25 protein-coding genes are annotated in these 25753 nt (G+C 64.1%); 21 read left to right on the plus strand and 4 right to left on the minus strand.

Annotation, left to right across the window (positions count from 1 at the left end; translation table 11 throughout):
• Positions 1 to 14: 14 nt before the first annotated feature.
• The 5 genes from trbL to LCM4576_RS35125 are packed head-to-tail and all read left to right on the plus strand — an operon-like array spanning position 15 to position 4598.
• Complete coding sequence (trbL, locus tag LCM4576_RS23795) at positions 15 to 1337, plus strand: P-type conjugative transfer protein TrbL (protein ID WP_071034932.1); 1323 nt, start codon at positions 15 to 17, stop codon at positions 1335 to 1337.
• Complete coding sequence (gene trbF / locus LCM4576_RS23800; RefSeq protein ID WP_071034933.1) at positions 1338 to 2069, plus strand: conjugal transfer protein TrbF; 732 nt, start codon at positions 1338 to 1340, stop codon at positions 2067 to 2069. It begins immediately after the preceding gene.
• Positions 2059 to 3087 carry a P-type conjugative transfer protein TrbG gene (trbG, locus tag LCM4576_RS23805; protein WP_071034934.1) on the plus strand — a complete coding sequence of 343 codons (1029 nt, stop codon included), beginning with the start codon at positions 2059 to 2061 and terminating at the stop codon, positions 3085 to 3087. Before trbF ends, trbG begins: the two co-directional genes overlap by 11 nt.
• 11 nt (positions 3088 to 3098) lie before the next feature.
• Entirely contained in the window at positions 3099 to 4313 is a 1215-nt protein-coding gene (locus LCM4576_RS23810) for a TrbI/VirB10 family protein (RefSeq protein WP_042643579.1), read from the plus strand.
• Between the two features lie 12 nt (positions 4314 to 4325).
• Complete coding sequence (locus LCM4576_RS35125; RefSeq protein WP_042643577.1) at positions 4326 to 4598, plus strand: DUF2274 domain-containing protein; 273 nt, start codon at positions 4326 to 4328, stop codon at positions 4596 to 4598.
• A gap of 1060 nt (positions 4599 to 5658) precedes the next feature.
• Here LCM4576_RS35125 and LCM4576_RS23815 read toward each other — a convergent pair.
• The 3 genes from LCM4576_RS23815 to LCM4576_RS23825 form a co-directional block, all read right to left on the minus strand.
• Positions 5659 to 6450 carry an SDR family oxidoreductase gene (locus LCM4576_RS23815; protein ID WP_071034935.1) on the minus strand — a complete coding sequence of 264 codons (792 nt, stop codon included), beginning with the start codon at positions 6448 to 6450 and terminating at the stop codon, positions 5659 to 5661.
• 188 nt (positions 6451 to 6638) lie between these two features.
• Positions 6639 to 7010 carry a hypothetical protein gene (locus LCM4576_RS23820; protein ID WP_071034936.1) on the minus strand — a complete coding sequence of 124 codons (372 nt, stop codon included), beginning with the start codon at positions 7008 to 7010 and terminating at the stop codon, positions 6639 to 6641.
• A gap of 2 nt (positions 7011 to 7012) precedes the next feature.
• Positions 7013 to 7207 (minus strand): hypothetical protein, encoded by a 195-nt coding sequence (locus tag LCM4576_RS23825; protein ID WP_131803295.1) that lies wholly within the window; start codon positions 7205 to 7207, stop codon positions 7013 to 7015.
• Positions 7208 to 7742: 535 nt separating this feature from the next.
• Between LCM4576_RS23825 and LCM4576_RS23830 the strand changes: the two genes are divergently transcribed.
• From LCM4576_RS23830 to LCM4576_RS23855, 6 genes are all read left to right on the plus strand, one after another.
• A complete protein-coding gene (locus LCM4576_RS23830) occupies positions 7743 to 8699 on the plus strand; it encodes an AraC family transcriptional regulator (protein ID WP_071034937.1) in 957 nt (318 codons plus the stop codon).
• 131 nt (positions 8700 to 8830) lie between these two features.
• Positions 8831 to 9538: a nitroreductase family protein gene (locus LCM4576_RS23835; protein WP_244510899.1), complete on the plus strand. Its 708-nt coding sequence runs from the start codon at positions 8831 to 8833 to the stop codon at positions 9536 to 9538.
• Between the two features lie 34 nt (positions 9539 to 9572).
• On the plus strand, positions 9573 to 10118 hold the full coding sequence (locus LCM4576_RS23840) for a carboxymuconolactone decarboxylase family protein (RefSeq protein ID WP_071034947.1): 546 nt from the start codon (positions 9573 to 9575) through the stop codon (positions 10116 to 10118).
• A 43-nt stretch (positions 10119 to 10161) separates the two neighbouring features.
• A complete protein-coding gene (locus LCM4576_RS23845; protein ID WP_071034938.1) occupies positions 10162 to 10869 on the plus strand; it encodes an FMN-dependent NADH-azoreductase in 708 nt (235 codons plus the stop codon).
• Between the two features lie 81 nt (positions 10870 to 10950).
• Positions 10951 to 11487 (plus strand): DUF3788 domain-containing protein, encoded by a 537-nt coding sequence (locus LCM4576_RS23850; protein ID WP_071034939.1) that lies wholly within the window; start codon positions 10951 to 10953, stop codon positions 11485 to 11487.
• A gap of 72 nt (positions 11488 to 11559) precedes the next feature.
• The gene (locus tag LCM4576_RS23855; RefSeq protein WP_071034940.1) at positions 11560 to 12477 is read left to right on the plus strand and encodes an NADP-dependent oxidoreductase; all 918 of its coding nucleotides are present in this window, start codon (positions 11560 to 11562) and stop codon (positions 12475 to 12477) included.
• Between the two features lie 389 nt (positions 12478 to 12866).
• Here LCM4576_RS23855 and LCM4576_RS23860 read toward each other — a convergent pair whose 3' ends face one another.
• On the minus strand, positions 12867 to 14042 hold the full coding sequence (locus tag LCM4576_RS23860; protein ID WP_071034941.1) for an acetyl-CoA C-acetyltransferase: 1176 nt from the start codon (positions 14040 to 14042) through the stop codon (positions 12867 to 12869).
• A 133-nt stretch (positions 14043 to 14175) separates the two neighbouring features.
• On the opposite strand from LCM4576_RS23860, the gene LCM4576_RS23865 reads away from it, so the two are divergent.
• The 10 genes from LCM4576_RS23865 (at position 14176) to LCM4576_RS23915 (ending at position 25660) form a co-directional block, all read left to right on the plus strand.
• Positions 14176 to 16122 carry an acetoacetate--CoA ligase gene (locus LCM4576_RS23865; protein WP_071034948.1) on the plus strand — a complete coding sequence of 649 codons (1947 nt, stop codon included), beginning with the start codon at positions 14176 to 14178 and terminating at the stop codon, positions 16120 to 16122.
• Positions 16119 to 17270, plus strand: a complete 1152-nt coding sequence (locus tag LCM4576_RS23870; protein WP_071034942.1) for a thiolase family protein — start codon at positions 16119 to 16121, stop codon at positions 17268 to 17270. Before LCM4576_RS23865 ends, LCM4576_RS23870 begins: the two co-directional genes overlap by 4 nt.
• Positions 17270 to 18157, plus strand: coding sequence for a MaoC/PaaZ C-terminal domain-containing protein (locus LCM4576_RS37280; RefSeq protein WP_244508441.1), 888 nt, complete (start codon positions 17270 to 17272; stop codon positions 18155 to 18157). Before LCM4576_RS23870 ends, LCM4576_RS37280 begins: the two co-directional genes overlap by 1 nt.
• Positions 18154 to 19398, plus strand: coding sequence for a nitrate/nitrite transporter (locus tag LCM4576_RS23885; RefSeq protein WP_071034943.1), 1245 nt, complete (start codon positions 18154 to 18156; stop codon positions 19396 to 19398). The genes LCM4576_RS37280 and LCM4576_RS23885 overlap by 4 nt, the downstream gene beginning before the upstream one ends.
• Positions 19399 to 19467: 69 nt before the next feature.
• The gene (locus LCM4576_RS23890) at positions 19468 to 20304 is read left to right on the plus strand and encodes a GntR family transcriptional regulator (RefSeq protein ID WP_041008943.1); all 837 of its coding nucleotides are present in this window, start codon (positions 19468 to 19470) and stop codon (positions 20302 to 20304) included.
• 200 nt (positions 20305 to 20504) lie between these two features.
• Positions 20505 to 21281 carry an SDR family NAD(P)-dependent oxidoreductase gene (locus LCM4576_RS23895; RefSeq protein WP_041008945.1) on the plus strand — a complete coding sequence of 259 codons (777 nt, stop codon included), beginning with the start codon at positions 20505 to 20507 and terminating at the stop codon, positions 21279 to 21281.
• A gap of 27 nt (positions 21282 to 21308) precedes the next feature.
• Positions 21309 to 21968: an L-fuculose-phosphate aldolase gene (locus tag LCM4576_RS23900; protein WP_041008946.1), complete on the plus strand. Its 660-nt coding sequence runs from the start codon at positions 21309 to 21311 to the stop codon at positions 21966 to 21968.
• A gap of 68 nt (positions 21969 to 22036) precedes the next feature.
• Positions 22037 to 23038 (plus strand): sugar ABC transporter substrate-binding protein, encoded by a 1002-nt coding sequence (locus LCM4576_RS23905; RefSeq protein ID WP_071034944.1) that lies wholly within the window; start codon positions 22037 to 22039, stop codon positions 23036 to 23038.
• 67 nt (positions 23039 to 23105) lie between these two features.
• Positions 23106 to 24632 carry a sugar ABC transporter ATP-binding protein gene (locus LCM4576_RS23910; RefSeq protein WP_244510900.1) on the plus strand — a complete coding sequence of 509 codons (1527 nt, stop codon included), beginning with the start codon at positions 23106 to 23108 and terminating at the stop codon, positions 24630 to 24632.
• Positions 24629 to 25660, plus strand: coding sequence for an ABC transporter permease (locus tag LCM4576_RS23915; RefSeq protein ID WP_083361498.1), 1032 nt, complete (start codon positions 24629 to 24631; stop codon positions 25658 to 25660). The genes LCM4576_RS23910 and LCM4576_RS23915 overlap by 4 nt, the downstream gene beginning before the upstream one ends.
• Positions 25661 to 25753 lie beyond the last annotated feature (93 nt).

Raw genomic sequence — 25753 nt, forward strand, 5'->3', positions numbered from 1 at the left:
AGGAAGGCGGCGGCATGAACGATCTGGGTGTCATCGATCGCTTCATGGAGACTTTTATCCGCTATATCGATAGCGGGTTCGGTCTGCTTTCGGGCGACGTCGCCTTCCTCACCACCACCCTGATTGGCATCGACATCACGCTGGCAGGCCTCGCCTGGGCTTTCGGCGGCGAGCCCAATGTTCTTGCCCGCCTCATCCGCAAGGTGCTCTATGTCGGCGTCTTCGCCTTCATCCTGAACAATTTCAAGAACCTCGCCGACATCATCTATCGGTCGTTCGCGGGGCTCGGCATCAACGCGTCCTCCGGCAATCTCTCCGCCGACAATCTCCTGCATCCGGGCCGCATCGCCGCCACCGGTTTCGAGGGCGCCTGGCCTCTGCTTGATCAGGCTAGTCAGCTTTTGGGTTTTCCGGAAATCTTCGGTAACGCGCTGACTATCTTCGTGCTGCTCGTAGCCTGGTTCCTGGTCATCATCGCCTTCTTCATTCTCTCGATCCAGCTCTTCATCACCATCCTGGAATTCAAGCTCACCACGCTGGCCGGATTTGTTCTGGTGCCCTTCGCGCTGTGGAACCGGTCGGCGTTTCTGGCCGAGCGCGTGCTCGGCAATGTCATCTCATCGGGCATCAAGGTGATGGTGCTCGCCGTCATTGTCGGTATCGGCTCCACGCTCTTCGGCGAATTCGCTTCAGCGCTCCAGGGCAAGGAGCCTGATCTGGCGGCGGCCATGTCACAGGTGCTGGGCGCGCTGGCGCTGCTTGGGTTGGGCATCTTCGGGCCGGGGATCGCTTCAGGGCTGGTCTCCGGTGCACCGCAGCTTGGCGCCGGTGCTGCGCTCGGGACCACGGCGGCCGCTGCCGGATCGGCGCTCGTTGCCGGGGGAACGGCGTTCGCCGGTGCACGCATGGGAACGGGCGGCGGTCTCGCTGCAATCCGAGCCGGCACGACCATGGGCTCGGCAACTTCCTCGGCTTGGCAGTTGGGACGTGCTACCTCGACTGACACCGGCCTGTCCGGTGTGGCTRCTGGAATGCAGGGCGTGGCCGCGGCCGCCGGCGGCGCCGTGATGCGAGCAGCAGGATCTGCCGCGGGAAGCTTCGGGCCCAGCGTCAATGCCGGGCGCGAAGCCGCATGGACCGCCACCGGCGGCTCGCCGACCCCATCCATGACTGCAAGTTCCGCCGGCACGACCGCGGATTCAGYGCCGACATGGGCAAGGCGCTTGCGTTCCGAACAGACTGCTCGTGCTCATCGCCACGCCGCCATTCAGGCTGTCCGCGAGGGTGACAGGCCAGGCGGCAGCGCCAATCCCTCTCTCAACGACAAGGACGACTAGATGTTCTTCAAGCGACCCGTTCAACGATACAGCAAGACACCCCAGCCCRTCACGCCGTATCAGAAGGCCGGCCAACTCTGGGATGAGCGCATCGGCTCGTCGCGGGTGYAGGCCCGCAATTGGCGGCTGATGGCGCTTGGCTGCCTCGCCTTGGCGACCGGGCTCTCCGTTGGTCTCGTTTGGCAGTCGATGCAAAGCCGTGTCGTGCCTTACGTCGTCGAGGTCGACCGCTTCGGCGAGGCGCGTGCTGTCGCGCCGGCGATCCAAGACTACCAACCTTCCGATGCCCAGATCGCCTGGCATCTCGGCCGCTTCATCCAAAATGTCCGTTCCATCTCAACCGACCCAGTGCTGGTACGGCAGAATTGGTTGGCAGCCTACGACTTTGCCACCGACCGTGCAGCACTCTTCCTCAACGAGTACGCCAAGGCGAACGACCCATTCGGGCAGATCGGCACGCGCAGCGTGTCGGTGCAGGTGACCAGCGTGGTTAGGGCTTCCGACAGCTCGTTCCAGGTCAAATGGACCGAGCAGATTTTTGAGCGCGGCAGCCTGGCCGGCACGACGCGCTGGACCGCGATCCTCACCATCRTGATCCGCCCGCCAAGCAATACCGAGCAACTGCGCAGCAACCCGCTCGGCGTCTTCATCAACGCCATCGACTGGTCGCGTGAACTCGACAGCGCCACGCCAACATCCATTTCCCCGAAGGAGCCCGACAATGACCAATAGAGCCCCATCGCTCCGTGCCGCGCTGATCCTGTCAGCGTCGGCAGCCGTCCTTTCGGCTTGCGCATCGAAGCCGGTGACGCCACCTGAGATTTCCTATGATGCTGCCGACTTCAAAGCAGCGGCAATCGAGAAGCCGCCGGAGAAGCCGGTCAGGATCGTCGAGGTGCCAAAGCCGCTGCCTTTGCCGGGCCAGCTGCAGCCCGACCCAGGCAAAGTCGTCGAGGACAAGCGCACCCCTCAAGAACGTGTCGCGGACGCCAACAAGGCGGCGACACAGCAGCCCACCAAATACGGCTATGTCAATGCGGTCCAGGTCTATCCCTTTGCCGATGGCGCGCTTTATCAGCTCTACGCAGCACCCGAGCGTGTGACCGATATCGCCCTACAACCCGGCGAGAAGCTGACGTCAGTTTCCGCCGGCGATACAGTGCGTTGGGTCATTGGCAATACTGTCAGCGGCACCGGAGACAATCAGCGCACCCATGTGCTGGTAAAGCCTTTCGCGCCGGGGCTTAGCACCAACCTGGTGATCACCACGGAACGGCGGACATATCACCTGCAGCTCCAAAGCACTGACAAGACCGCAATGGCGGCAATCTCATGGACGTATAGCGAGGACCAGATCATTGCGCTCCGGCAGGGCAACGCGCAAGCCGAGGCTGTCATGCCGGTCGCGTCGAATGTGGYGCTCGAGAACATTCGCTTCCGCTATGCCATCTCAGGCGACACACCGCCATGGAGACCGACGCGTGYCTTCGACGACGGCAGCAAGGTCTATATCGAATTCCCACGCCGCATTGACCAGGGCGAGGCGCCGCCGCTCTTCATCGTCGGTGCTGACGGCAGCAACCAGCTCGTCAACTACCGCATGCGCGGCAACTACTACGTTGTCGATCGCCTCTTTGCGGCGGCAGAACTGCGGCTTGGCACCAAGCAGCAGCAAGTGGTCCGCATCACCCGGACAGACGGACGGCAACCGGCGCGGCGAAACTCGCTGTTTTCTAGTCTCGGCAGATGAGKGGAACGCCCATGACTGACACGTCGCATTCCACCGCTCCGCCGAAGCTCGATCCCGAGCAGCTGCAGCTGCGAGCCTCGCCCCGCCGTGCTGTGCGGTTCAGGCGCGGCGTGATCATCGCGATCGCTGCAGTCGGATCCGGAGCAATATTCGGCGTCACCATGGTCGCGCTGAGGGCTCCAGCTCTGCGCATCCAGGACTTGACGGAAGACCGCTATAACACCGAGCGCAAGCCGACAGCCGAGGGTCTCGATAGCCTGCCCAAGGACTATTCCGCAATGAAGCCAAAGGCGCCCGTGCTTGGACCGCCGCTGCCGGGCGACCTCGGCCGCCCCATTCTTGAGCGGCAACGCCAGCTCGGCATCGCGCCGGGGCAGCAGGTTTCCGCGGAGGAGCAACGGCTCGCCCAGCAGGCAATTTCGGCGCGCGAGTCGCAAGTCATGTTCCGGATCGACAATCGACCGAAGCAGACYGATGGCCCGGACAACGGGCAAGCCCGYCAGCAGCCATTTGAGGTGCTTCCTCAAGCCGGTGCCGCCGCCACGTCAGCTTCCGTTGCACCAGCCGAAGGCGATCAGAACAACCAACAGCGGAAGCTCGATTTCATCAGCCAACGGAGTACGGGCGGGATCTACAATCCGCATGCGCTGCAGACGCCCGCATCACCCTATCAACTGATGGCCGGCAGCGTGATCGCTGCAAGTCTCATCACCGGCATCAACTCCGATTTGCCCGGTCTGGTCGTTGCGCAGGTCACTGAGAATGTGCACGACACTGTCACCGGCAGCACCTTGCTCATCCCGCAGGGATCGCGCCTGATCGGCACCTATGACAGCGTCGTCGCCTTTGGACAGAAGCGCGCGCTGCTGGTCTGGCAGCGAATAATCCTGCCCGATGGTTCCTCGATCGAAATCGACAATCTRCCGGCGACGGACACTGCCGGCTATGCGGGGCTCGAGGACAAGGTGGATTTCCATGTTTGGCAGTTGATCAAGGGCGTTGCGATGGCCACATTGCTAGGGGTCGGCACCGAGTTGAGCTTCGGGGAAAACGAAAGCGACCTCGTCAAGGCGATCCGAGAATCCACTCAACAGAACGTCAGCCAAGCCGGCCAACGCATCACCGAAAAGAACCTGAATATTCAGCCCACCATCACCGTCCGCCCGGGTTGGCCGCTACGGGTGATTTTGTACAAAGACGTCTTGCTCCGGCCGTACACGGGTTGAAGAGGAATAATCATGGCCAGCCTAAAACTAGGAAAGCTTCCCGACCGGACACCTGCGAAGATCACCATCACTGTCAGTGCGGCTTTGAGCCAAGCTCTCAACGACTATGCCGCACTATATCGTCAAACCTACGGCGAGTCTGAAACGGTGGCCGAGCTCATCCCGTTCATGTTGGCAGGGTTTCTGGAAGGTGACCGAGCATTTGCCAAAGCCAGAAAGGATGGCCTTCCCGTAGCGCGCATGTCGGAGAGATCGCGACGCCTGCCTGGGTCAGGTTCCGAGTAGCTTGGTCAAGYCGGACCCAGTGCGCGCCACCCAATCTGCCAGTTCTCCAGCCACCCCCAATCCATCGCTCGGTAGCTCGAACGTGGGCTGCCGGCGCCGAGCGATTCGTGCGTACCAAACCTTCCAACTGCACGAGCGTAAGAAATCAGTCGCACAAGATCTCGCCAGCCTCAAGCGCGGTGAATGCGGTCCTTTGAAGCACTCACGCTTCTGTGCCAAGATGTATTGGCATATTGCGATCGGATTCGTTAAATCAATGAAAAGGTGCAGTTGATCCGCTTGCAACCAGGCCTCTAGGGAGAGGGAAACACGTAGCCTGCAGATTGTCGAACGTTGACCGGAATCGTCCCAGAAACCAATTCGTTATTAGCCGAGCTCGAACATTATCTTGCCGTGGCGGCCTATTTGGTCATCCGGCATGGCGACACCTATGCGCCCRCCTAAGCGCCTTGAAAGCGAGATAGAGCAAACGAGGCGGCGGCTCGGAGATCGCGAACGCGCGCAGCGCGTACGTGCCGCGCTGACCCAAAGTGGCGTTATAAGCGTCGGACCTGCGTGACGCCGTTACTCGGAATGAGTGGTTGTGAAGAGTTGAGGACGAATTGAAAAGCGCGTCGCATGACCAGTAGAGAGAGCGGCCAAGAGCATCGACGAGCCAATGCGGAGCTTTGGTGATCGAGACGATCAACCGAGCGCTGCGCATGCTGCTAGCTTCCCGTCTGCCCATTTCCGATGCGACCTCTCGCCCGCTCTACCTCGTTTCCGARCAAGAGCGGAGATCACTCTTGGCGATCGCGGGGGGCTCCACGTTGGAATTCGCCAGGCGGCCGCTCGTAAATGATGTGCCTAAAAGCGTGCATGCCGCGACTGCCACCACATTGTTGCAATCTTTTCAACAGTGTAAAAACTTGACGGTATTTTCGACGGTATTTTGTAATTGTTGAAGGAATTATATAAATATAACAGATACATATGAGTTCTATTGACGATCGAGTGGGAGTAGGGGAAAAACCTACAGAATTCGGCGAAACAGCTATTTTGGCGTAGATTGGYGTGGCAGCTAGTGGCCCGCGGTCTTCGGCCCGCGATAGCTCTCAAAATTGCCGCAGACGCTGATCGATTGTCCCGAAATATGCGGCGCGAGGTCGGATGCGAGGAAGACGGCGACGTCGGCGATCTCCTTCATGTCGATCATGGTGTGCATCGAGATGTTGTGAAGGAAGAAAGGCATCCATTCTTCCAGCGTCATACCACGCTTTTCCGCCTGCTCGCGCATCACCCGTTGCCCACGCGGCCCGTCGACCAGGCCGGGCAGGATGGCGTTGACGCGGACACCGATCTCGCCGAGTTCGACCGCCAGCACGTCGGTCAGCCCTCGCACGGCATATTTTGACGTGGAATAGGGTGCCCTGAGCGGCATGCCGAGTCGGCCCGCGACCGACGAGAGGTTGATCACGCAACCTCCGCCCGCCTGCCTGAACAGCGGCACAGCCTTACGCACCATGTAGAACTGACCGCTGACGTTGACCGCCATGGTCTCATTCCACTCCTCGTCGGTGATGTCCTCGACCCGCTTGGTCGGGCCGGAGATGCCGGCGTTGTTGACGAGGATGTCGAGCCGCGAATGGCGCGCCAGAAAGGCGTCGTAAAGCGCGGCGACGTCGGACGACTTCGACACGTCGGCCTTCAGAACGATCGCCGACGGCAGTTCCCTGGTCACGGCCGCCAAGGCATCGTCCGCGATGTCGCAAAGGCAGACCTGCGCGCCCTGCTCGACAAAGCGGTGCGCGATGACCCGGCCTATGCCCGATGCGCCCGCCGTGATGATGGCCGTCTTGCCACTGAGATTCATCGTTTCCTCCAGACTTATTCAGATGTCCCGACCGGAACCCGTCTTCGGGCTGAGGCCGTATAGAGCTTGCGTCGCATTGATGCGGCCATGCAGGCAATCGCCTGCCTTGCGATGGCCGGCATCTCTCGGCAGATTCGAACGACCGCGCGGCYTCGTCTTTGCGAKGGCCTTCGCAGAGGCGCAACGGGTTAGGCCGGRCAGAAGGCGACGGGCCGTATCGGCGATCCCGACCCCTCGTCGATGTTCAGGGGCATTGCAAGGAACAGCGATCGCGGTGTCAGTTCCTCGAGGTTGGTAAGCATCTCGACGATCAGTATGTCGTGCGGCAACCAGCTCTTCATATGGCCGGGGTTTGCCTGCGGCACCCCGTCCACGATCGCGGTCTCGCCTGCCACCGTATCGGTGGYCACTGCGAGGTCGGACAATGCCGCCGCGATGCCCTCGTCGACCGGCGAGAAATACTGATTGGCTTTGGTCGCGAGCACAAAGACGTCGCTGCCGTCCCGGAACCTGAGATCGCCGATATGATGCAGCTGGCGGCCCGAATTCTCGTCCACCATGATCACCCGCCCGTTGAGGCTGATGCGGATACTGGGGCTTGCTTCGACGGCGGGCCTTGCGCTGCCGACGGAATGGATGATGAGGCCTTTTGCCTGCGCTTCGGCTTTGGCGCCTTGCCTGCCGAATAGCTTCCGCCGCTGATATGGTCGGCGAGCCGCGTGATGGTTGCGCGGTTCTGCTCGATCAAGCGCTTCATCGCGACGTCCTCGCGTCGCGAGCCGTCGCGCTTCGATATGATCTCGACCATTGCTCCTCCCAGAGTCACTTGGTCAAAAAGCCGTATCGCAGAACCACCTTTCGTGCCAGTAAACTAACATACGACATCCGACACCGGTGCGGGTGATAGCCCCATGCCGCATCACGACCGGCAAAATCGCTGTTCCAGTCTTGGTCTTACGATCTCAAGCGCCAACGGATTGATCGCCCACGAAATCGTCCAGCTGAGATCTGGCCTGCGACGTCCGACTTCCCATCTGCCTGTGCGCGCACAACTCCAGCGTCGTCCGTCAAGAAGCCTGGTTGAGCGCCGAGCGGTCTGCGAACACTCTGAAGATCGCGGCCAACATGAGCCACAACAGATGCCTCAGCCACGCGATAGCCGAACATTAGCGCTCGGTGGCTCGCTCACCATCTAGGCCCGGAACGGAGCCAGTGTTGGAAACGAGGGCGACAAGTAGAACCGGTGCACAATTGCGATAAGATGTTTCACCGTTTCCGGTTTTCGAGGTCAAATGTCTGAAGTGGACTGGCTTAGCCATCTCTTGCAAATCATCACCGTCAGCGGCCAGCTCGAGGTTCGCTGCGCCTATGGTGCGCCGTGGCGTGTCGCCTGGGGCCGAGCGGCGGCGAACGAGATCCCCTATCACGTCATAGTCAAKGGCCGGGCCGTTCTCGAGGATCCGGAGTCGAAAACGGTGCGGGAGCTGGTGAGCGGAGATATCGTGCTGCTCCCCCACGGTGCGCCGCATGTGCTGCACGACGGCAGCGGGCAAACACCAATCCGGACGCACGAAAGCGTGGGCTCCGCCGGATGGATGCTGAGCGAGAACGACAGCCAGGGCGAGCAACTGGATCTGTTGTGCGGGCGATTTTTCGTCGCGCCGCCCCATGATCGGCTGATCCGCAGCTACCTGCCCACAAATCTGGTGGCGCGGGCAACGGACGGCCATGCGGAAGAAGGCATCGGGTCCGCTYCCAACCAACTTGCCGGTCTTGTCGGGCTGATGCGAATGGAGTCAGCCGGCGACCGAGCCGGAGGACGCGCCATTCTCAACGCGCTTTCGTCGGCCCTGTTCACATTGGTCCTGCGCGCGGCGAGCCAATCGGGGAAAGCCCCGGAGGGCTTGTTGGCCTTGGCCGGCCATCCGCGCCTTGCTCCGGCCATGGCCGCGATGTTCGCCAATCCGGCACGGCCTTGGAAGCTGCCCGAACTGGCCGATTTGTGCGGCATGTCACGCGCCACGTTCATGCGCCAGTTTCAGGACAAGTTGGGTCGCTCCGCCCTCGACTTCGTGACCGATCTGCGCATGAGCCTRGCCGCCAACGAGCTCAGGAAACCGGCGATCAGCACGGAAGCTGTGGCCGAGACCGTTGGGTATCAATCCGTTTCGGCCTTCCGGCATGTCTTCGCGGAAAGGATGGGAATGACGCCGGGTGAGTGGCGGCAACTGGCGCGCAAGGGCGAGTAAGCCGCGCGGTCCAAGATTCAGGACGACGTAGTTTGATCCTTTTGCGCATCATATTGAGTTAATTCAGTCTCGAAATTATCACTCCTGACCGTAAATTGGCTCCCGTAATCACTTGATAAGGGAGCCATCCAATGAACTGCATCAGCGCCGCCACCGCCGGAACCGCGACCCGCATCGCCGCCGAGATCTTCGGGGAGACCRGGAAGAGCGAAAACGCTTTCGCGACCAACGCCGTCATCGAAACCATCCTGAGCCGCAGTGCCGCCAAGTACTACGACGCTACCGCCACCCTGAACGACGACCAGATCCGCGACCTGGTGCGTATCGGCACGTCCGCGCCAACTTCCTTCCACCTGCAGAACTGGCGCTTCATCGCCGTACGCTCGCCTGAAGCCAAGGCAAGGCTGCGTCCGATCGCCTGGAATCAGCCCGCGATCACCGACGCCGCGGTGACCTTCATCATCATCGGCCAGCTTGCCGATGCCAGCACCGTTCCCGACCGTCTGGCGCCCGTGGTGGAAGCGGGCATCATGCCGGCGCGTCTGGTGCCGGACTGGGAAATCCCCGCTCGTGGTCTGTATGACAACCAGCCGCAGCGTCAGCGCGACGAAGCCGTGCGCTCCGCGACCTTCGGCGCCGCGGCGATCATCTACGCGGCCCGTTCRCTGGGCCTGGGTTCGACGCCGATGATCGGCTTCGACGCCGAGGCCGTGCACAGCGAGTTCGGCCTGGCCGAGGACGAAGTGCCGGTCATGCTGCTGACCGTCGGGCCGGAGCGGGCTGGCAACTGGCCGCAGAAGCCGCGCCTGCCTGTGGCCGATGTCCTGGACTTCGCATAATCCTCAATCATTTCAGAAGCTTATGGAGACTACGATGGCGAGAACCGCTGCTCTGAAACCGGAACAGGTGCCGGCCGAATCCAAACCGACGCTCGACGCTTTCACCAGGAATATCGGTTTCACACCCAATATGATGGCGGCCTTCGCGCAGAGCCCGATCGCGTTCAACGCCTGGGCCACTCTGCTCGGCTCGCTGAGCAAGGCCCTGGACGTGAAGACGCGTGACAGTATCGGCCTCGCGGTCTCCGAAGTGAACGGTTGCAACTATTGCCTCACGGTTCACAGCTTCACGGCCGAGCATATGGCCAAGTTGCCGGCGGATGACGTCATTCTCGCTCGCAAGGGTCGGGCCAGGRACCCTAAGCGGGACGCGGCTCTGCAGTTCGCGCGCAAGGTCATTGAGACTCGGGGGCACGTCAGTGATGCCGACCTGCAAGCGGTTCGCCGGGTTGGCTACACGGATGCGAACATCATCGAGATCGTCGCGTTGGTGGCGATGTACTCCCTGACCAACTTCTTCAACAACGTGTTCGATCACGAGAAGGACTTTCCAGCCGTGATGCCGGCCGGCTCGATCTGAGCTCGGTCCTGTCGCAACCTCGTGAAGCCATTGGAACAGTCACATGAACATTCTTCATATCGATGTCAGTCCGCGACAGGAATCGCATAGCCGCCAGCTTTCGGCGGCGATCGTCGAAAGGCTCCTTAGGGTTGCGCCCGGGGCGAGCATCAGTCGACGTGATTTGGGAGCGGATCCGTTGCCTCACACCGCGGCCGACTACGCATTTGCGCTGTCGACGCCGGCCACGTTGGCGGCGCCTCCAAAGGGCGCCGTGGATGTTTCCGAGGCGCTCATTCGGGAAGTCGAGACAGCCGATGTGATTGTCATCGGAACGCCGATGTACAACTTCACCATTCCCTCGATCCTCAAGGCCTGGATCGACCAGATCCTGCGCGTCGGTCGCACGATGRAGTCGACACCGGCCGGAAAGGTGGGAATGCTCCGGGATCGTCCGGTGTTTATCGGCGTCGCTTCCGGTGGCGTTTTCTCCGGCGAGCGAGCGAACCAACCCGATTTTCTCACACCGTATCTCTCGCTGGCGCTGAACTCCATTGGGCTGAAGACCCTGCAATTCCTCTCGGTGCAGGCCACCGCGTTTCTTGACGGGGACAAGGCCGCATTGGCGAGGGAGAAGGCCTTGGCGGCGATCGATCTGACGGTCGTGCGAGAGCTTCGAGGCGTCGATGGTTGGCCTGCAGTGCTCGCAAGCGCCGGTGGACCGTATCGCGGTGTCCGCCCTGCCTTGGGGCGGGTCGCGCCGGCATTCTGAGGCGCGCCCCGCAAACTCTTGGCACGCCCGCATCTGAACCCTCCGGCGTCCGCCGGACTATGAACACGAGGTCCTTTGACGATGTCGCCTACCCGCACCAGAGCAACAGCCGCTGATGGCGGTACGCTTCCCCACATCGGCGACAGGATCACCGATAAATCAGCGCCACCCGACGACGGCGCCGTCCGCGAATGGATCGGACCGGAGGCGTTCGAGCGCTGGGGCGAGCTGCGAAGCTGGATAGACGAATCCTATCCTGGGGTTTTCACGCCGGACTGGCTCTACGGCGGCAAGAACCGCGGTTGGTCCTTGCGCTACAAGAAGACCAAGGCGCTCTGCACCTTGGTGCCGGAATACCGGCGGTTTTCGGCTGTCGTGGTCATGGGTGGAGCAGAACGAGAGAAGTTCGAGCAGCGGCGTTATGTCTGGCGCMCGCGATTGGTCAAGCTCTACGATGAAGCCAAGACATACATCGACGGAAAATGRCTGACGATTGCCATCGCATCGGCAGATGATCTGCATGATGTGACGGAGCTTCTGACGATGAAGCGCCCGCCGTCGTCGGCATCACGCAGCAATTCGGCATCAAGTCCGTCGCGGAAGGCTTCGAACCGATAGCCAACAGCGTGAGAGATCGAAAAGACCTCCCACCCCTGCAATTTACCTCGAACGAACAAGGAGACAATGCCCATGAAAGCAATCGTTGTAACGGACCAGACTGCGGGACCAGCCGGAATGAAGCTGGTGGAGCGGCCCGAGCCGCAAGCCGCGATAAACGACGTCGTCGTTCAGGTTCACGCGGCGGGATTCGTCAACACCGAACTGGAGTGGCCCTCGACCTGGACGGATCGGGCCTTCCGTGACCGGACGCCGTCGATCCTCGGCCATGAATTGRCCGGTGTGGTCACCGCGCTTGGCTACGGCACCACGGGGCTGTCGATCGGCCAACGGGTGTTCGGCCTGTCGGACTGGCATCGCGACGGCACGCTCGCCGAGTATGTCGCCATGGAGGCACGCAACCTCGCGCCGCTGCCCGGCGATGTCGACTTCACCGTGGGCGCGAGCTTGCCGATCTCGGGCCTCACCGCATGGCAGGGCCTGTTCCAGCATGGCCGCCTTCAGGCGGGACAGAGCGTGCTGGCGCATGGCGCGGCCGGCGCCGTCGGTTCGGTCGTGACGCAGCTTGCGCGGGAAGCCGGCGCCTACGTCATCGGCACCGGCCGCACCGCCGACCGCCAGAAGGCTCTCGACTTCGGTGCAAATGAATTCGTCGACCTCGGGAACGACACCCTGGAGGACATCGGCGGCGTCGACCTGGTGTTCGACGTCATCGGCGGCGAGATCCAGAAGCGGTCCGCAGCGCTGGTCCGGGCCGGAGGAACGCTGGTGACCGTCGTCGCGCCGACGGATGTTCGACCCGCCGACGGACTGACGGTCGACTTCGTCGTCGAGGCCGATCGCGTCCAGCTATCCGAGATAGTCCAGCGGGTGCGGGACGGAAGACTGCGGCCGAACATCGGCAAGGTGTCACCTCTCGACGATGYYGTCGCAACCTTCAATTCGRCCGAGCGGCGCGCGGGGAAGACCGTCATCCGCGTCCGTCCGTAAAGGCCTCGGGGAGAGGGGCGGTTCCTCTCTCCCCGGTTGTCGTCCGGCGTCCCACCGGGCCGCGCGGAGCGACATGACGACGCGATTACGACTGGCGCTTCGAAGATCGGCTGCGGCGTAACTTTTTGWCACGCTTCATGTCGGCATTCCTGCACTGTCCCGGTTCGCGTCCCGCAGCGCTCTAAGCGATCGAGTATGGCAGGACGGCTCGCGAGTCCGGGTCGATGCTCAGCCGCCGCTTGAGCGGCGGCACTGCACGCTGGCCGCAATTGATCAATGTCCTCCATGCAGCCCAGGCCGTGCTCGACCTCATGGAGGGCAGGAGGCGCAACGCGTAGGGCGTTCACCCTCTCTCGAAAAAACGCAGAACCGCTGTTTGTTTGACGGCTTCACCGCTCCAGGCAGATCGCCACGCCCTGACCGCCGCCGATGCAGAGCGAGGCGAGGCCCTTCTTCGCGCCGCGGCGGACCATTTCGTGCAACAGCGTCACCACGATGCGGCAGCCGGAGCCGGCCAGCGGATGGCCGAGCGCGATGGCGCCGCCGCTCAGGTTGATGATGTCCTCGTTCCAGCCCATCTCGCGGTTGACCGCGATGGCTTGCGCGGCGAAGGCTTCGTTGATCTCCATCACATCGAGGTCGGACGCGCGCCAGCCGGCCTTATCCAGCGCGCGGCGCGAGGCTGCCACCGGTCCGAGGCCCATATCCATCGGCTCGACGCCCGCGGAAGCGTAGGACGCGATGCGGGCGAGGGGCGTCAGGCCGAGTTCCTTCATGCGCGCCTCCGACATCACCAGCACCGCCGCCGCGCCGTCGTTGAGACCGGAGGAGTTGCCGGCGGTGATTGTCCCCGCTGCATCGAAGACCGGTCTCAGCCGGCCGAGGCCTTCAATCGTGGTGGAAGGATTGGGATGCTCGTCACGCTCGATGACGACATCGCCTTGCCTGGTCTTGATCGACACCGGGACGATCTCTTCGTCGAACCTGCCGGCCCGGATGGCGGCGTCGGCCTTCTCCTGCGAGCGCAGCGCGAAACGGTCCTGTTCCTCGCGGGTGATCTGGTAGCGCCGCGCCAGCGTTTCGGCGGTCACGCCCATATGCACCTGATGGAAGGCATCCCACAGCCCGTCGGTGATCATGGAATCCTTGACGGTACGGTCGCCCATGCGGATACCGGCGCGGGCGCCGTGAATGACATGCGGCGCCGAGGTCATCGAATCCTGCCCGCCGGCGATCACGCAATCGGCGTCGCCGCAGCGGATGGCCTGGGCGGCGAGATGGATGGACTTCTGGCCGGCGCCGCACACCTTGTTAACGGTCATGGCGGGAACGCTGACCGGTAGGCCGGCCCTCAGTGAAGCCTGCCTGGCCGGGTTCTGCCCAGCGCCTCCGGTCAACACCTGGCCCATGATCACCTCGCCGACGGCATCGGGCGCGAGCTGGGTATCGGCAAGCATTGYCTGGATAAGCTGCCCGCCAAGTTCCGCCGCCGACAGGCTGGCGAACGCGCCATTCAGCTTGCCGATGGGCGTCCGCTTGGCGGCAACGATATACACGGCATCCATTTCTGATCCTCCGCAGGGCGATCCACACAGGCGGGATCACCGCTTGACATTCTGGTTATAACCAATAATCATGAAACGCATCGGCAGGCAAGGTCGCGGCATCGAGCCCGGCCTGCGTTGCGGGAGGAAATCCATGTCATCCGTGCTTTGGACGCCGGCGCCGGCCGCGTTCCAATCGTCCAACCTTGCGCGCTTTTCGACGGCCAACGGCTTCGACCCGCGCGACTACGAGACGCTGCATCGCTGGTCGGTCGGCGATCCGGGCGCCTTCTGGCGTGCGGTGTGGGATTTCGCCGAGGTCGTCGGCGATCCGGGCGCGATCTCCTTTCTGCGCGACGACAATGCGCCGATGACCGGGAGCCGCTTTCTGCCGGAAGCCTCRCTCAATCTCGCGGAAAACCTGTTGCGTGGCGACGGCGAGAGGGTTGCGGTGATCGAGGTCGATGAGGGCGGTCATTTCCAGACCGTCAAGCTCGCCGAATTGCGGCGGCTCGTCGCCAGGACGGCGCATGGCCTGCGCGCGGCCGGTGTCGTCAAGGGCGATTGTGTCGGCGGCATCCTGCCCAACCGTGTCGAAGGCCTCGTGGCGTTGCTGGCGACCCTGTCGATCGGCGCCGTCTGGTCGTCTTGCTCACCGGATTTCGGCGCCGCCGCGATCGTCGACCGCCTCGGCCAGATCGGCGTCAAGGTGCTGTTCGCGGCACCCCGCTACCGCTATGCGGGCAAGGAGCACGACATTTCCGGCAGGCTGGCCGAGATCGTCGCCGCCATGCCGACGGTGACGACGCTGGTGCTGACCGGCGAAGCGGGCGCCGGGCCGGACTGCGCGGTGGATTGCATTTCATTCGACGATTTCGGCGGCGACGGTTCGCTCAGCTTCGAGCGCGTGCCCTTCGACCATCCGGCCTATGTGCTCTACACCTCCGGCACCACAGGCGCGCCGAAGGCGATCGTCCATCGCGCCGGCGGCGTGCTGCTCCAGCATCTGAAGGAGCATCTGCTGCATGGCGATGTTCGCCCGGGCGACGTCATGAGCTGGTACACCAACACCGCTTGGATGATGTACCACTGGCTGATCTCGGGCCTCGCCTGCCACGCGACAGTGGTGCTCTATGACGGTGCGCCGATCCTGAGATCGGCCGACGGYCTCGATCCCAGCCCGCTCTGGAAGCTGGCCGAGCGCGCCCGCGTCACGCATTTCGGCACCAGCCCGAAATATCTGGCCACGCTCGCCGCCGAAAACTACGCGCCAGGGAGCCTGCACGATCTCTCATCGCTGCGCTCGCTGCTGTCGGCCGGCGCACCCGTCTCACCCGGGCAATTCGACTGGGTCTACGAGCACGTGAAGCGCGATATGATCTTTGCCTCCATCTCCGGTGGCACCGAGATCATCGGCTGTTTCCTGCTGGGATCGCCGATCCATCCAGTGCGGCGTGGTGAATTGAYGACAAAAGGCCTCGGCCTCGCCGTCGCCGTCATGGACGAGCGCAATGCGCCGGTCATCGGCCGTCAGGGCGATCTCGTCTGCACCGAGCCGTTCCCATCCATGCCGCTGACCTTCTGGGGCAAGGACGGCGATCAGCGCTATCACGCCACCTATTTCGCCGCGCGGCGCGAGATCTGGACGCATGGCGACGTCGCCGAGATGACCGCCTATGGCTCGGGGATCATCCACGGCCGCTCGGACACGACGCTGAAACCCGGCGGCGTGCGCATCGGGACGGCGGAAATCTACGCGGCCTGCGAGAATTTCGCCGAGATCGAGGATTGCCTGGTCTTTGGAGCGCCCATCGAGGGCGACGAGGAAATCGTGCTCTGCGTCAGGCTGAACGACGGTTTTGCGYTGACCCCCGAGCTTGCCGCGCGAATTCGCCAAGCGATTCGCGAAGGCGCCTCGCCGCGCCATGTGCCGCATCGCATCCACGCGGTGCAGGCCGTGCCCTACACGCTGAACGGCAAGCGCGTCGAGGGCGCGGCCCGCACGACGCTCGAGGGCAAGCCGGTCAAGAACATGGCTTCGCTCGCCAATCCGGCCTGCCTCGAGGAATACCRCGCGCTCGACCGGAGCAAGGCGGCATGAGCGGGTCGAAGGGAGCGATCGTCGGCATCGGCGAGCTGAAGCCGCAACGGCTGACCAGCGGCGTGACGACGCTGGAGATGATCGCCGAGGTCTCGCGCCTGGCCGTGCTCGATGCCGGGCTGGAGCCGGCGGCGATCGACGGGCTGCTGGTCGGGCCGCAGGTCGGCGAGACGCCGCAGCATGTGCCGGCGACCATCGCCGAATATCTGGGTCTCGCGCCGACCATGGCCAATGTCGTGGACCTCGGCGGCGCGTCCGGCGCCGGCATGGTCTGGCGCGCGGCGGCCGCGATCGAGGCCGGCATGTGCGAGACGGTGCTCTGCGTGCTCGCCAACAACCGCGAGCAGACGGCGCCGCGCTCGCCCAATCGCAATCCGATCCGCGAGTTCGACGTGCCCTTCGGCGCCTCGGGCGCCAACATCTCCTATGCGCTGCTGATGCAGGCGCATATGGCGCAATACGGTTCGACCGCGCGGGATTTCGCCATGATCGCCGCCGCGGCCCGCGACAATGCGCAGCTCAATCCCGATGCGATCTTCTTCGGCAAGCCGGCCGATGTGGAAGCGGTGCTGGCCTCGCCGTTGATCGCCTCGCCACTGCATCTTCTCGAGATCGTCATGCCGGTCGCCGGCGGTGAGGCTGTCGTCGTCACCTCCGCCGAACGCGCGCGCTCATTGCGCAAGCCGTCGGTCCATCTGCTCGGGGCCGGCGAGAAGGTCACGCACCGCGCGGTCAGCCAGGCGCCGAGCTTGACCTCCGGTCCGCTGAAAAGCRCCATGGCGCGGGCCTTCGCGCAGTCCGGCACGCAGGCCGGCGCGATGGACCTTCTGTCGCTCTACGACTGCTACACGATCATGGTCGCCGCCACGATCGAGGATGCCGGCCTCTGCGCGCCGGGCGGGTTCGGCGCATGGCTCAACGACCACGACCTTTCCCACAAGGGCGACAAGCCGCTCAACACGCATGGCGGCCAGCTCGGCTTCGGCCAGCCGGACCTTGCCGGCGGCATGACCCATGTCGTCGAAGCGGTGCGCCAGTTGCGCGGCGAGGCGAGCGAACGCCAGATCGCCAGGGCCGGCCTCGCGCTGGTCACCGGCAATGGCGCGACGATGAGCGAAGCGACCGCGCTCGTGCTGGGAGCAGCCTGATGGCGATCGATTTGAACACGCTGAAGACCCCAGGGCCGACGATCACCGCGCTGACCAAGCCGTTCTGGGATGCTACCACCGAAGGCCGGCTGACCATCCAGCACTGCGAGGACTGCGGCAAGGCTGTCTTCTATCCGCGCCCGATCTGTCCCCATTGCTGGAGCACGCGGCTGGTCTGGAAAGACGCATCGGGCAGGGGGCGGCTCAAATCCTTTTCGGAAGTGCACAAGCCCGGCCATCCGGGCTGGCTGCCCGCCGTGCCTTACCTGGTCGGCCTGGTCGAGCTGGCCGAAGGCCCGACGATACTGAGCTTTATCCTGGCCGGCACACGACCGCTACAGGTCGGGGACATGCTGCTTCTTGCGCCGACCGCCATCGGCGGTCGCGTCCTGCCGGCCTTCAAACCAGTCGAACAGAGCAGAGGAGAAGCCGCAATGAGCACCGGAACGAAAGACGGTTGGGTGGGCGTCGTGAAAGGCCGCCCGCAGGTCGGCGCCTTCGCCGAGCGCACGCGGCGCACGAAGATGAGCGACATCGAGGCCTTCACCGATATCACCGGCGATCGCAATCCGCTGCATTACGACCGCGCGCTGGCCGAGAAATCGGTGTTCGGCAAGCTGATCGTCCAGGGCGGCGTCACCTCCGGTATCCTCAACGCGCTGGTGGCGGAGGATCTGCCCGGGCCTGGAACCGTGTTCCTCGAAGTGGCCTGGAAGTTCGTCAAGGCCGTTGGCGTCGATGAGGAGATCACCGGCCGCGTGGAGGTCAAGGACGTGCGCCCCGACAAGCCGATCTGCAAGATCGAGACCAGCGTGCGCAACGGCCAGGGCGAGCTTTGCCTCACCGGCACGGCCACGGTCTTCACCGTTCCGCTGCAAAGCGCATGAGCACGGTCGGCGACGGCCGGCTCGACATGGCGGCCGACAGCGAGCGCTGGCGCGTGTTGTCGCTGCTTTGCCTGGCGGTCGTGCTGTCGCTGACCACTTGGTTTTCGGCGACCGCCATCCTCCCGGAACTCAAGCAGGAACTGGCGCTCGGCGCCAGCGCCGAAGCCTGGCTGACCAATGGCGTCCAGGTCGGCTTCGTGGTCGGCGCGCTGGCGGCGAGTCTCATCAATCTTCCCGACCTTGTGCGGCTGAGCCGCCTCATGGCGGCCGCGGCTCTTGTCGCCGCTTTGGCCAACGCGACGCTACTGCTTCATCCCGGGCCGGGCGGCGTGATCGCCGCACGCATCGTCACGGGCGCCGCGCTTGCCGGCGTCTATCCGCCGGCGCTGAAACTGGTCGCCACCTGGTTCACCCGCGACCGGGGGCTGGCGCTCGGCGCGGTCATCGGCGCGCTGACGGTCGGCTCGGCGCTGCCGCATCTCTTCCGCGCCGCCTCGACCGCGCTCGACTGGCGTCCCGTGGTCGCCGCCGCCAGCGTGGCCACGGCGGCGGGCGCGCTGCTCTTCCTGCTGTTCGCCAAGGAGGGACCCTATCCCTTCGGCAAGGCGGTGTTCGAGCCGTCCCGCATCGGCCAGGTGTTCCGCGAGAAGCCGTTGCTGTTAGCCAATCTCGGCTATCTCGGCCATATGTGGGAACTCTATGCCATGTGGGCCTGGCTGCTTGCCTATACGCGCGCCGCTTTCGAGGCGCAGGCGATCGGGACCGCCGCTCCCGCGTCGCTCTCGACTTTCCTTGTCGTCGCCTCTGGTATCCTTGGCTGCCTGCTCGGCGGCTATCTGTCGGACCGCGTCGGCCGCACCGCCACCACCGCCGGCATGATGCTCGTCTCGGGCAGCTGTGCGCTGCTGATGGGCTTTCTCTTCACCGRCCCGCTCTGGCTGTTCRTGCTGGTGRCCATCGTCTGGGGCGTTTCGGTGATCGGCGATTCGGCTCAGTTCTCCGCCGCCGTCACCGAGCTTGCCGACCGCCGCTTCGTCGGCACCGCACTTTCGGTGCAACTGGGCGCCGGTTTCGCGCTGACGGTGCTCGCCATCTGGCTGACGCCGCGCTTCGCCGATTTCATCGGCGGCTGGCGCTGGGCCTTCCTGCTCTTGGTTCCCGGACCGCTTCTGGGGGCGGCCGCCATGCTATGGTTGCGAAACTTGCCGGAGAGCGTGAAAATGGCCGGTGGTCTCCGCTAGGGAGGCGCTGCCGCTTGCTGAGTCGCGGCAACTGAAATGCGGCAGGACCGGATGGAACAAGCAACCAGAATGCGCGGGCGTCCTCGTTACGACCAGGAAGATGCCGAGGCGGCCGAGGCTTTCCGCTCGATCGGCTCCAAGGTCCAGCTCAACCGCGATGAGGCCGCACCCCTCTGGGTGCAGTTGCGCAACCAGGTCGAGGAGGCCATCAACACCGGYCTGCTGGCCGCCAATTCGCGCATTCCGTCGGAACAGGCGCTCTGCGATTTCTTCGGCGTCTCGCGTCCCGTCGTGCGCGCCGCGATCGGCTCGCTCTCCAACGAGGGCCGCATCATCAAGATGCCGCGCAAGGGCATGTTCGTCGCAGCCCCCCGCGAGCATGTCGACTTCATGACCGCCAATCTCGGCGTGTTCGACGACCTGACCGCCAAGGGCCACAAGGTCTCGACCCGCACGCTGGAGGTCTACCGCTGCCCGCCGAGCGAGAAGGAGTCCAAGGTCTTCGGCATTCCCGCCAATGGCAGCGTGGTCCGCATCAGCCGCGTCTATATGACCGACGGCGCGCCGATCACCATGACGCGCATCAGCCTGCCGGGGCACAGGGTGCCGGGGCTGGAGAACATCCTGTCGGAAAACCAGTCGATCTTCGGCACCATCCGCGCCGTCTTCGGCCTCACCGTGAAGCGCGCCGACCGCTGGCTGCGCGCGGCCCTTCCCACCAAGGAAGAGGCTGATGAGATGGGCGTCGCCGCCAACACGCCGCTGATCGAGATCGAGTCGATCGCCTATGACGCCGACGGCGCCGCGCTCGAATATTACGAGGCCTTCTACAACTCCTCCGTCGCGCGCATCCACATGGCGGTCGAGCAGCCGTCGGCGACGGTGAACGGCGTCGATCGCACCTGACTTGCGTGCATCGAAAAAAGATTCTGTTTTCTGGTTATAACCAGATTGACGGCCCCGGGAAGCTTCTGTAACGTCCCTTTCATGGGGTCGGGAGGAGCCTGACCCGGAGGCATTATCAGGACCTGTCGGCTTGCGGCGCTGCCTCGGCGGCGAGGGCGGAGTTTTGCCCGCGCTCGAGCCTGTCCTGATGGAGGACGTGCATGGATTACCGGTCGCAATTCGACGTGGCAGGCGAGGTCGCCGTSGTCACCGGCGGCGCCAGCGGAATCGGTCTCGAGGCCGCCAAGGCGCTCGGGACTTGCGGCGCGAATATCGTCCTGCTCGACATGAACACGGATGGGCTGAAGGCCGCTGCCGAAGCGCTCGAGGCCGCCGGCGTGGCGAGCGTCGAAGGCCGCGTGCTCGACGTCACCGATCCGCAAGCCGTCGAGGCAATGGCAACTGCGATCGTCGCCGATTTCGGCAAGGTCGATATCCTGGTCAACAGCGCCGGCATCGCGCGCCTCAACACCGCGCTCGACACGCCGGACGAGGAATGGCGCCTGGTGATGGATGTCAACGTCAACGGCGTCTACTGGGCCTCGCGCGCCTTCGGCCGCTCGATGGTCGCCCGCAAAAAGGGCTCGATCGTCAATCTCGGCTCGATGTCGGGCCTGATCATCAACCGTCCGCAGACGGCGCCGTCCTACATGGTGAGCAAGGGCGCCGTGCACATGATGACGAAGGCGCTCGCGGTCGAATGGGCGAAATCCGGCGTGCGCGTCAACGCGCTGGCGCCGGGCTATGTCGGCACCGAGATGACGCTGAAGATGCGCGAGCGTCCCGAACTCTTCAACACCTGGATCGACATGACCCCGATGGGCCGGCTGGGCACGCCGCAGGAGATCGCCTCGGCGATCCTGTTCCTGGCATCGCCGGCCTCGAGCTAYGTCACCGGCGCGATCCTGTCGATCGATGGCGGCTACACGGCCTGGTAGCGGACCGAATAAGGATTGGAATATCGCATGACCGTTTCGGACCGAGATGTGCGCCAGGCCATCATCGACGCCTGCATCCAGATGAATGAGCTCGGCATCAACCAGGGCACATCAGGCAACATCAGCTGTCGCCACGGCGAGGGTATGCTGATCTCGCCGACCAGCACGCCCTATGACACGCTGCAGCCGGAGGACATCGTCTTCATGGGCTGGGATGGCGCGGTCGACGGGCGCCTGCCGCCATCCAGCGAATGGCGCTTCCATCTCGATATCATGAAGGCGCGGCCCGAGGTCAACGCCGTCGTCCACGCGCATCCGACCTACTGCACGACGATCGCCATCATGGGCAGGAAGATACCGGCGATCCACTACATGGTCGCGGTTGCCGGCGGCAGCGACATACGCTGCGCGCCCTACGCCACCTTCGGCACGGCGGAGCTTTCGGCGCATGCGGTGGAAGCGCTGCGCGACCGCAAGGCATGCCTGCTGGCCCAGCACGGCATGATCGCCGTCGGATCGAGCCTCGCCCAGGCGATGTGGCTGGCGGTCGAGGTCGAGACACTGGCGCGCCAGTATCACGGCGCCCTGCAGATAGGCGAGCCGCCGATCCTGTCCGACGAGGAGATCGAGAACGTCATCAAGCGCATGGCGAGCTACGGCCTGCGCGACAAGGAGGCCGCCGCCTAAGCGGAGGACCATGGTTTCGCATATCCTCCGGGAAGGCCCGGAGCGATCAACAAGGGAGGAAATGAAAAATGACCAGATCCATGAAAGGCCTCGTCAAGGCGCTCGCTTTGGGGTTGGCGGCGGCTTGCAGCCTTGCCGCCGTCTCCGGCGCGACCGCCGAGGAGCTGTCGCTCAAGGGCAAGCGCATCGGCGTCTCGGCCATCGRCACGGACCATTATTGGGACCTGATGGCGTTCAAAGGCATCCAGGACCGCGTCAAGGAGCTCGGCGGCGAAGTCATCGCGCTCGACGCCGGCCGCAAGGATCAGCAGCAGATCGCGCAGCTGCAGACGCTGATCGCGCAGAAGCCCGACGCCATCATCGAGCAGCTCGGCAACCTCGAAGTGCTGAACCCGTGGCTGCAGAAGATCCGCGACGCCGGCATCCCGCTGTTCACTGTCGACACCGCGACGCCGCACGCCATCAACAACACCACCTCCAACAACTACAATATCGGCGCCGAGATCGCCTTGCAGATGGTCGCCGACATGGGCGGCAAGGGCAATGTGCTGGTGTTCAACGGCTTCYACAGCGTGCCGGTCTGCAAGATCCGCTACGACCAGCTGAAATATGTGCTGACCTCGTTCCCGGATGTAAAGATCGTCGAGCCGGAGCTGCGCGACGTCATCCCGAACACGGTGCAGAGCGCCTATTCCAACGTCACAGACATGCTGACCAAATCGCCCGAGAAGGGCTCGATCGGCGCGGTCTGGGCCTGCTGGGACGTGCCGCAGATCGGCGCCACGCAGGCGGTCGAGGCCGCCGGCCRCAACGAGGTCAAGACCTACGGCATCGACGRCAGCCCGGAAGTCATCAAGATGGTGATGGATCCGAAGTCGTCGGCCGGCGCGGTCGCCGCGCAGCAGCCCTATGAGATCGGCAAGACCTCGGTTGACAACGCCGCCAAGTACTTGGCCGGCCAGAAGGTGCCGCCCTTCACCTTCGTTCCGTCGGTGCTGATCAACAAGGAAAATGCCGCTGAAAAGGGTAAACCTTTCCTCGACGCCGCCGAGAAGGCCGGCGTTAAATAGAGCGGACGAAACGACGGGCAGCCATGGCTATGCGGCTGCCCGTCACATCCAACCAGGATTGACGGCCATGCAGACAGCAAAGCGTGACATTGCTGTATCGATGACAGGCATATCGAAGCGGTTCGGTCCGGTGCGCGCCTTGGAAAACGCGAACCTCGAGATCGCGCGCGGCTCGATCCTCGGCCTTGTCGGCCAGAACGGYGCCGGCAAGTCGACCATCATCAAGGTGCTGGCTGGCATCATCAAGCCGGACAGCGGCTCGATCGTCATCAACGGCGAGACCGTCAGCACGCTGACGCCGGCGTCGGTCGAAAAGCTCGGCGTCCATTTCATCCACCAGGACAGGCTTTTGGTGCCGACCGCGACCGTCGGCGAAGCCGTCTTCCTCGGCCACGAGATCGGCCTCGGCCCGTTCGTCAGCCGCCGCGCCATGGAGCGCCGCGCGGCCGATCTGCTGAAGCGGTTCTTCGGCATGGAATTGCCGGCCGGGACGCTGGTGAAGGACCTGACCACCGCGCAGCAGAAGGTGGTGCAGATCACCCGCGCGCTGGCGCAAAAGGCGTCGGTGCTGGTGCTGGACGAGCCGACGGCGGCGCTGGTCAAACGCGAGGTCGACAGCCTGTTCGACGTGCTGCRCCGGCTGCGCGACGACGGCATCGCCGTGGTCTTCATCTCGCACTACATGCAGGAGATCGAGAAGCTCTGCGACCGCGTCACCGTGATGCGCAACGGCACCGATGTCGGCACAGTCGATCCGCGCCAGACGCCGATCGACGAGATCATCGCGATGATGATCGCCCGCGATGTCGGCGAGATGTTTCCGAAGCGCTCGGTCGAGCTTGGCGCACCGGTGCTGGAGGTTTCCAACCTGCGGCTTGGCGGCAGCTTCGAGAATATCGGCTTCAATGTGCGCGCCGGCGAGATCRTCGGCCTCACCGGCCTGCTCGGCTCCGGCGCCAAGGAGATCGTCCAGTGCCTGTTCGGTCTCAAGACCGCCGATGGCGGCGAGGTCAAGGTCGAGGGCAGGGAGCTGTCGCTGTCGACGCCGGTCAAAGCGGTGCGTGACGGCATCGCCATGCTGCCGGAAGACCGCCGCGCGCATGGCGTGGCGCTTGGCCTGTCTGTGCGCGAGAACATCTCCTTGGCCAGCCTGCGCCGCTATTCGCGGACTGGCATGGTCAGCCGTGGCGCTGAGAACCAGGCGGTGGACGGCCTGATCAAGGAATTGTCGATCAAGACGCCGCATCGCGACGCGCTGGTGCGCGAGCTCTCCGGCGGCAACCAGCAGAAGGTGGCTATCGCCAAATGGCTGAGCTGCCAGTCGCGCGTCTATGTTCTGGACGAGCCGACGGTCGCCGTCGATGTCGGCGCCAAGGTCGAGATCTACAATCTCCTCAATCGCCTGGCGGGCGAGGGCRCGGCGATCCTGCTTCTGTCCTCCGACCTGCTCGAGCTGGTCGGCGTCTGCGACCGCGTGCTGGTCGTCTATCGCGGCAGGCTTGCCGGCAGCTTTTCAGGTCCCGCGATGAACAGCGACGCGCTGCTGGCGGCTTCGTCCGGCGCCCGCTCGAACGCCGATGGAGTGGCCGCATGAGCGCGACAGTCCTCCACACCGAAGTCGGCGTGTCCGACGAAAAGCAAGCCGCCGCCAAGAGCGCCGGCCGTCGCTTTGGCGCGCTCGTCGTGCGGCTTGGCGCCATCGCCGCCTTTGCCGCGATCATGGCCTATTTCGTCATCTTCGCGCCGGGCTTCACCTCGACCTTCAACCTGATCAACGTCGTCGAGCAGTCGGCGATCCTGGGCGTGCTCGCCTATGGCATGACGGCCGTCATCATCGGCGGCGGCTCCGACGTCACCGAAGGCGGCATCGACCTTTCGATCGCCGCCAATATGGGGCTTTGCGCCGCCGTCTACGCCACGTTGCTGTCGATGGGCTATGGCGATTTCCTCTCGGTGATGGCGGCGATTGCCGTCGGCATGGCGGTCGGCGCGCTGAACGCGCTTGCCGTGGTCGGCCTCGGTATCCTGCCGCTCTTGGCAACGCTTGCCGTGCTCAACGTCGCGGCCGGCATGGAACTCACGCTCACCCAGAACACGGTCGTCGGCGCATCCTCCCCGCTGCTCGGCGTRCTGGTTTCGGGCAGCTTCTTCGGCATCTCCGCGCTTGCCTGGGCGCTGATCGTCTTCTCCGCTGTTATGATCGTGGTCGTCCACGGCACGTCGTTCGGGCTCAGGCTCTACGCGGTCGGCGGCCATCCCGAGGCGGCGCGCGCGGCGGGCATCAGCGTGCCCTTCTACGTCTCCTTCACCTATGTGCTGAGCGGCTTCTGCGCTGCGGTGGCGAGCATCCTCACCGTCTCGCGCCTGTCGGCCAACACGCCCGGCTCCGGCGAGCTGCTCCTGTCGGTGCTGGCGGCCGCACTGCTCGGCACCGTCTTCTCCCGCCGCTTCGTGCCGACCATGGGCGGCACGCTGCTCAGCGTRCTGTTCATCGGCCTTCTGRCCAACGGCTTCCAGCTGCTCAACGTCTCCAGCTACTGGGTCAACGGCGTGCAGGGCGCGCTGATCCTGCTGGTGGTGGCCATCACATCCTTTGCCCGTGGTTCGGAGGGTTCGCGATGAGCGTCTCGGCCAACGACAACGCATCCAAGGCGAGTATGCGCGGCTTCCTCGCCAAATACAGCGTGCTCATCGCCTTCGCGGCCATCGTCATCT

The sequence above is a fragment of the Mesorhizobium sp. LCM 4576 genome, assembly GCF_001854815.1.
GTDB classification, from domain to species: Bacteria; Pseudomonadota; Alphaproteobacteria; order Rhizobiales; family Rhizobiaceae; genus Mesorhizobium; species Mesorhizobium plurifarium.

Bases quoted from the DNA above. Each gene is read 5' to 3' on its own strand.
- LCM4576_RS35125 (WP_042643577.1), top strand. From the start codon at position 4,326: ATGGCCAGCCTAAAACTAGGAAAGCTTCCCGACCGGACACCTGCGAAG.
- LCM4576_RS23815 (WP_071034935.1), bottom strand. From the start codon at position 6,450: ATGAATCTCAGTGGCAAGACGGCCATCATCACGGCGGGCGCATCGGGC.
- LCM4576_RS23900 (WP_041008946.1), top strand. From the start codon at position 21,309: ATGACCGTTTCGGACCGAGATGTGCGCCAGGCCATCATCGACGCCTGC.
- LCM4576_RS37280 (WP_244508441.1), top strand. From the start codon at position 17,270: ATGGCGATCGATTTGAACACGCTGAAGACCCCAGGGCCGACGATCACC.
- LCM4576_RS23825 (WP_131803295.1), bottom strand. From the start codon at position 7,207: ATGAAGCGCTTGATCGAGCAGAACCGCGCAACCATCACGCGGCTCGCC.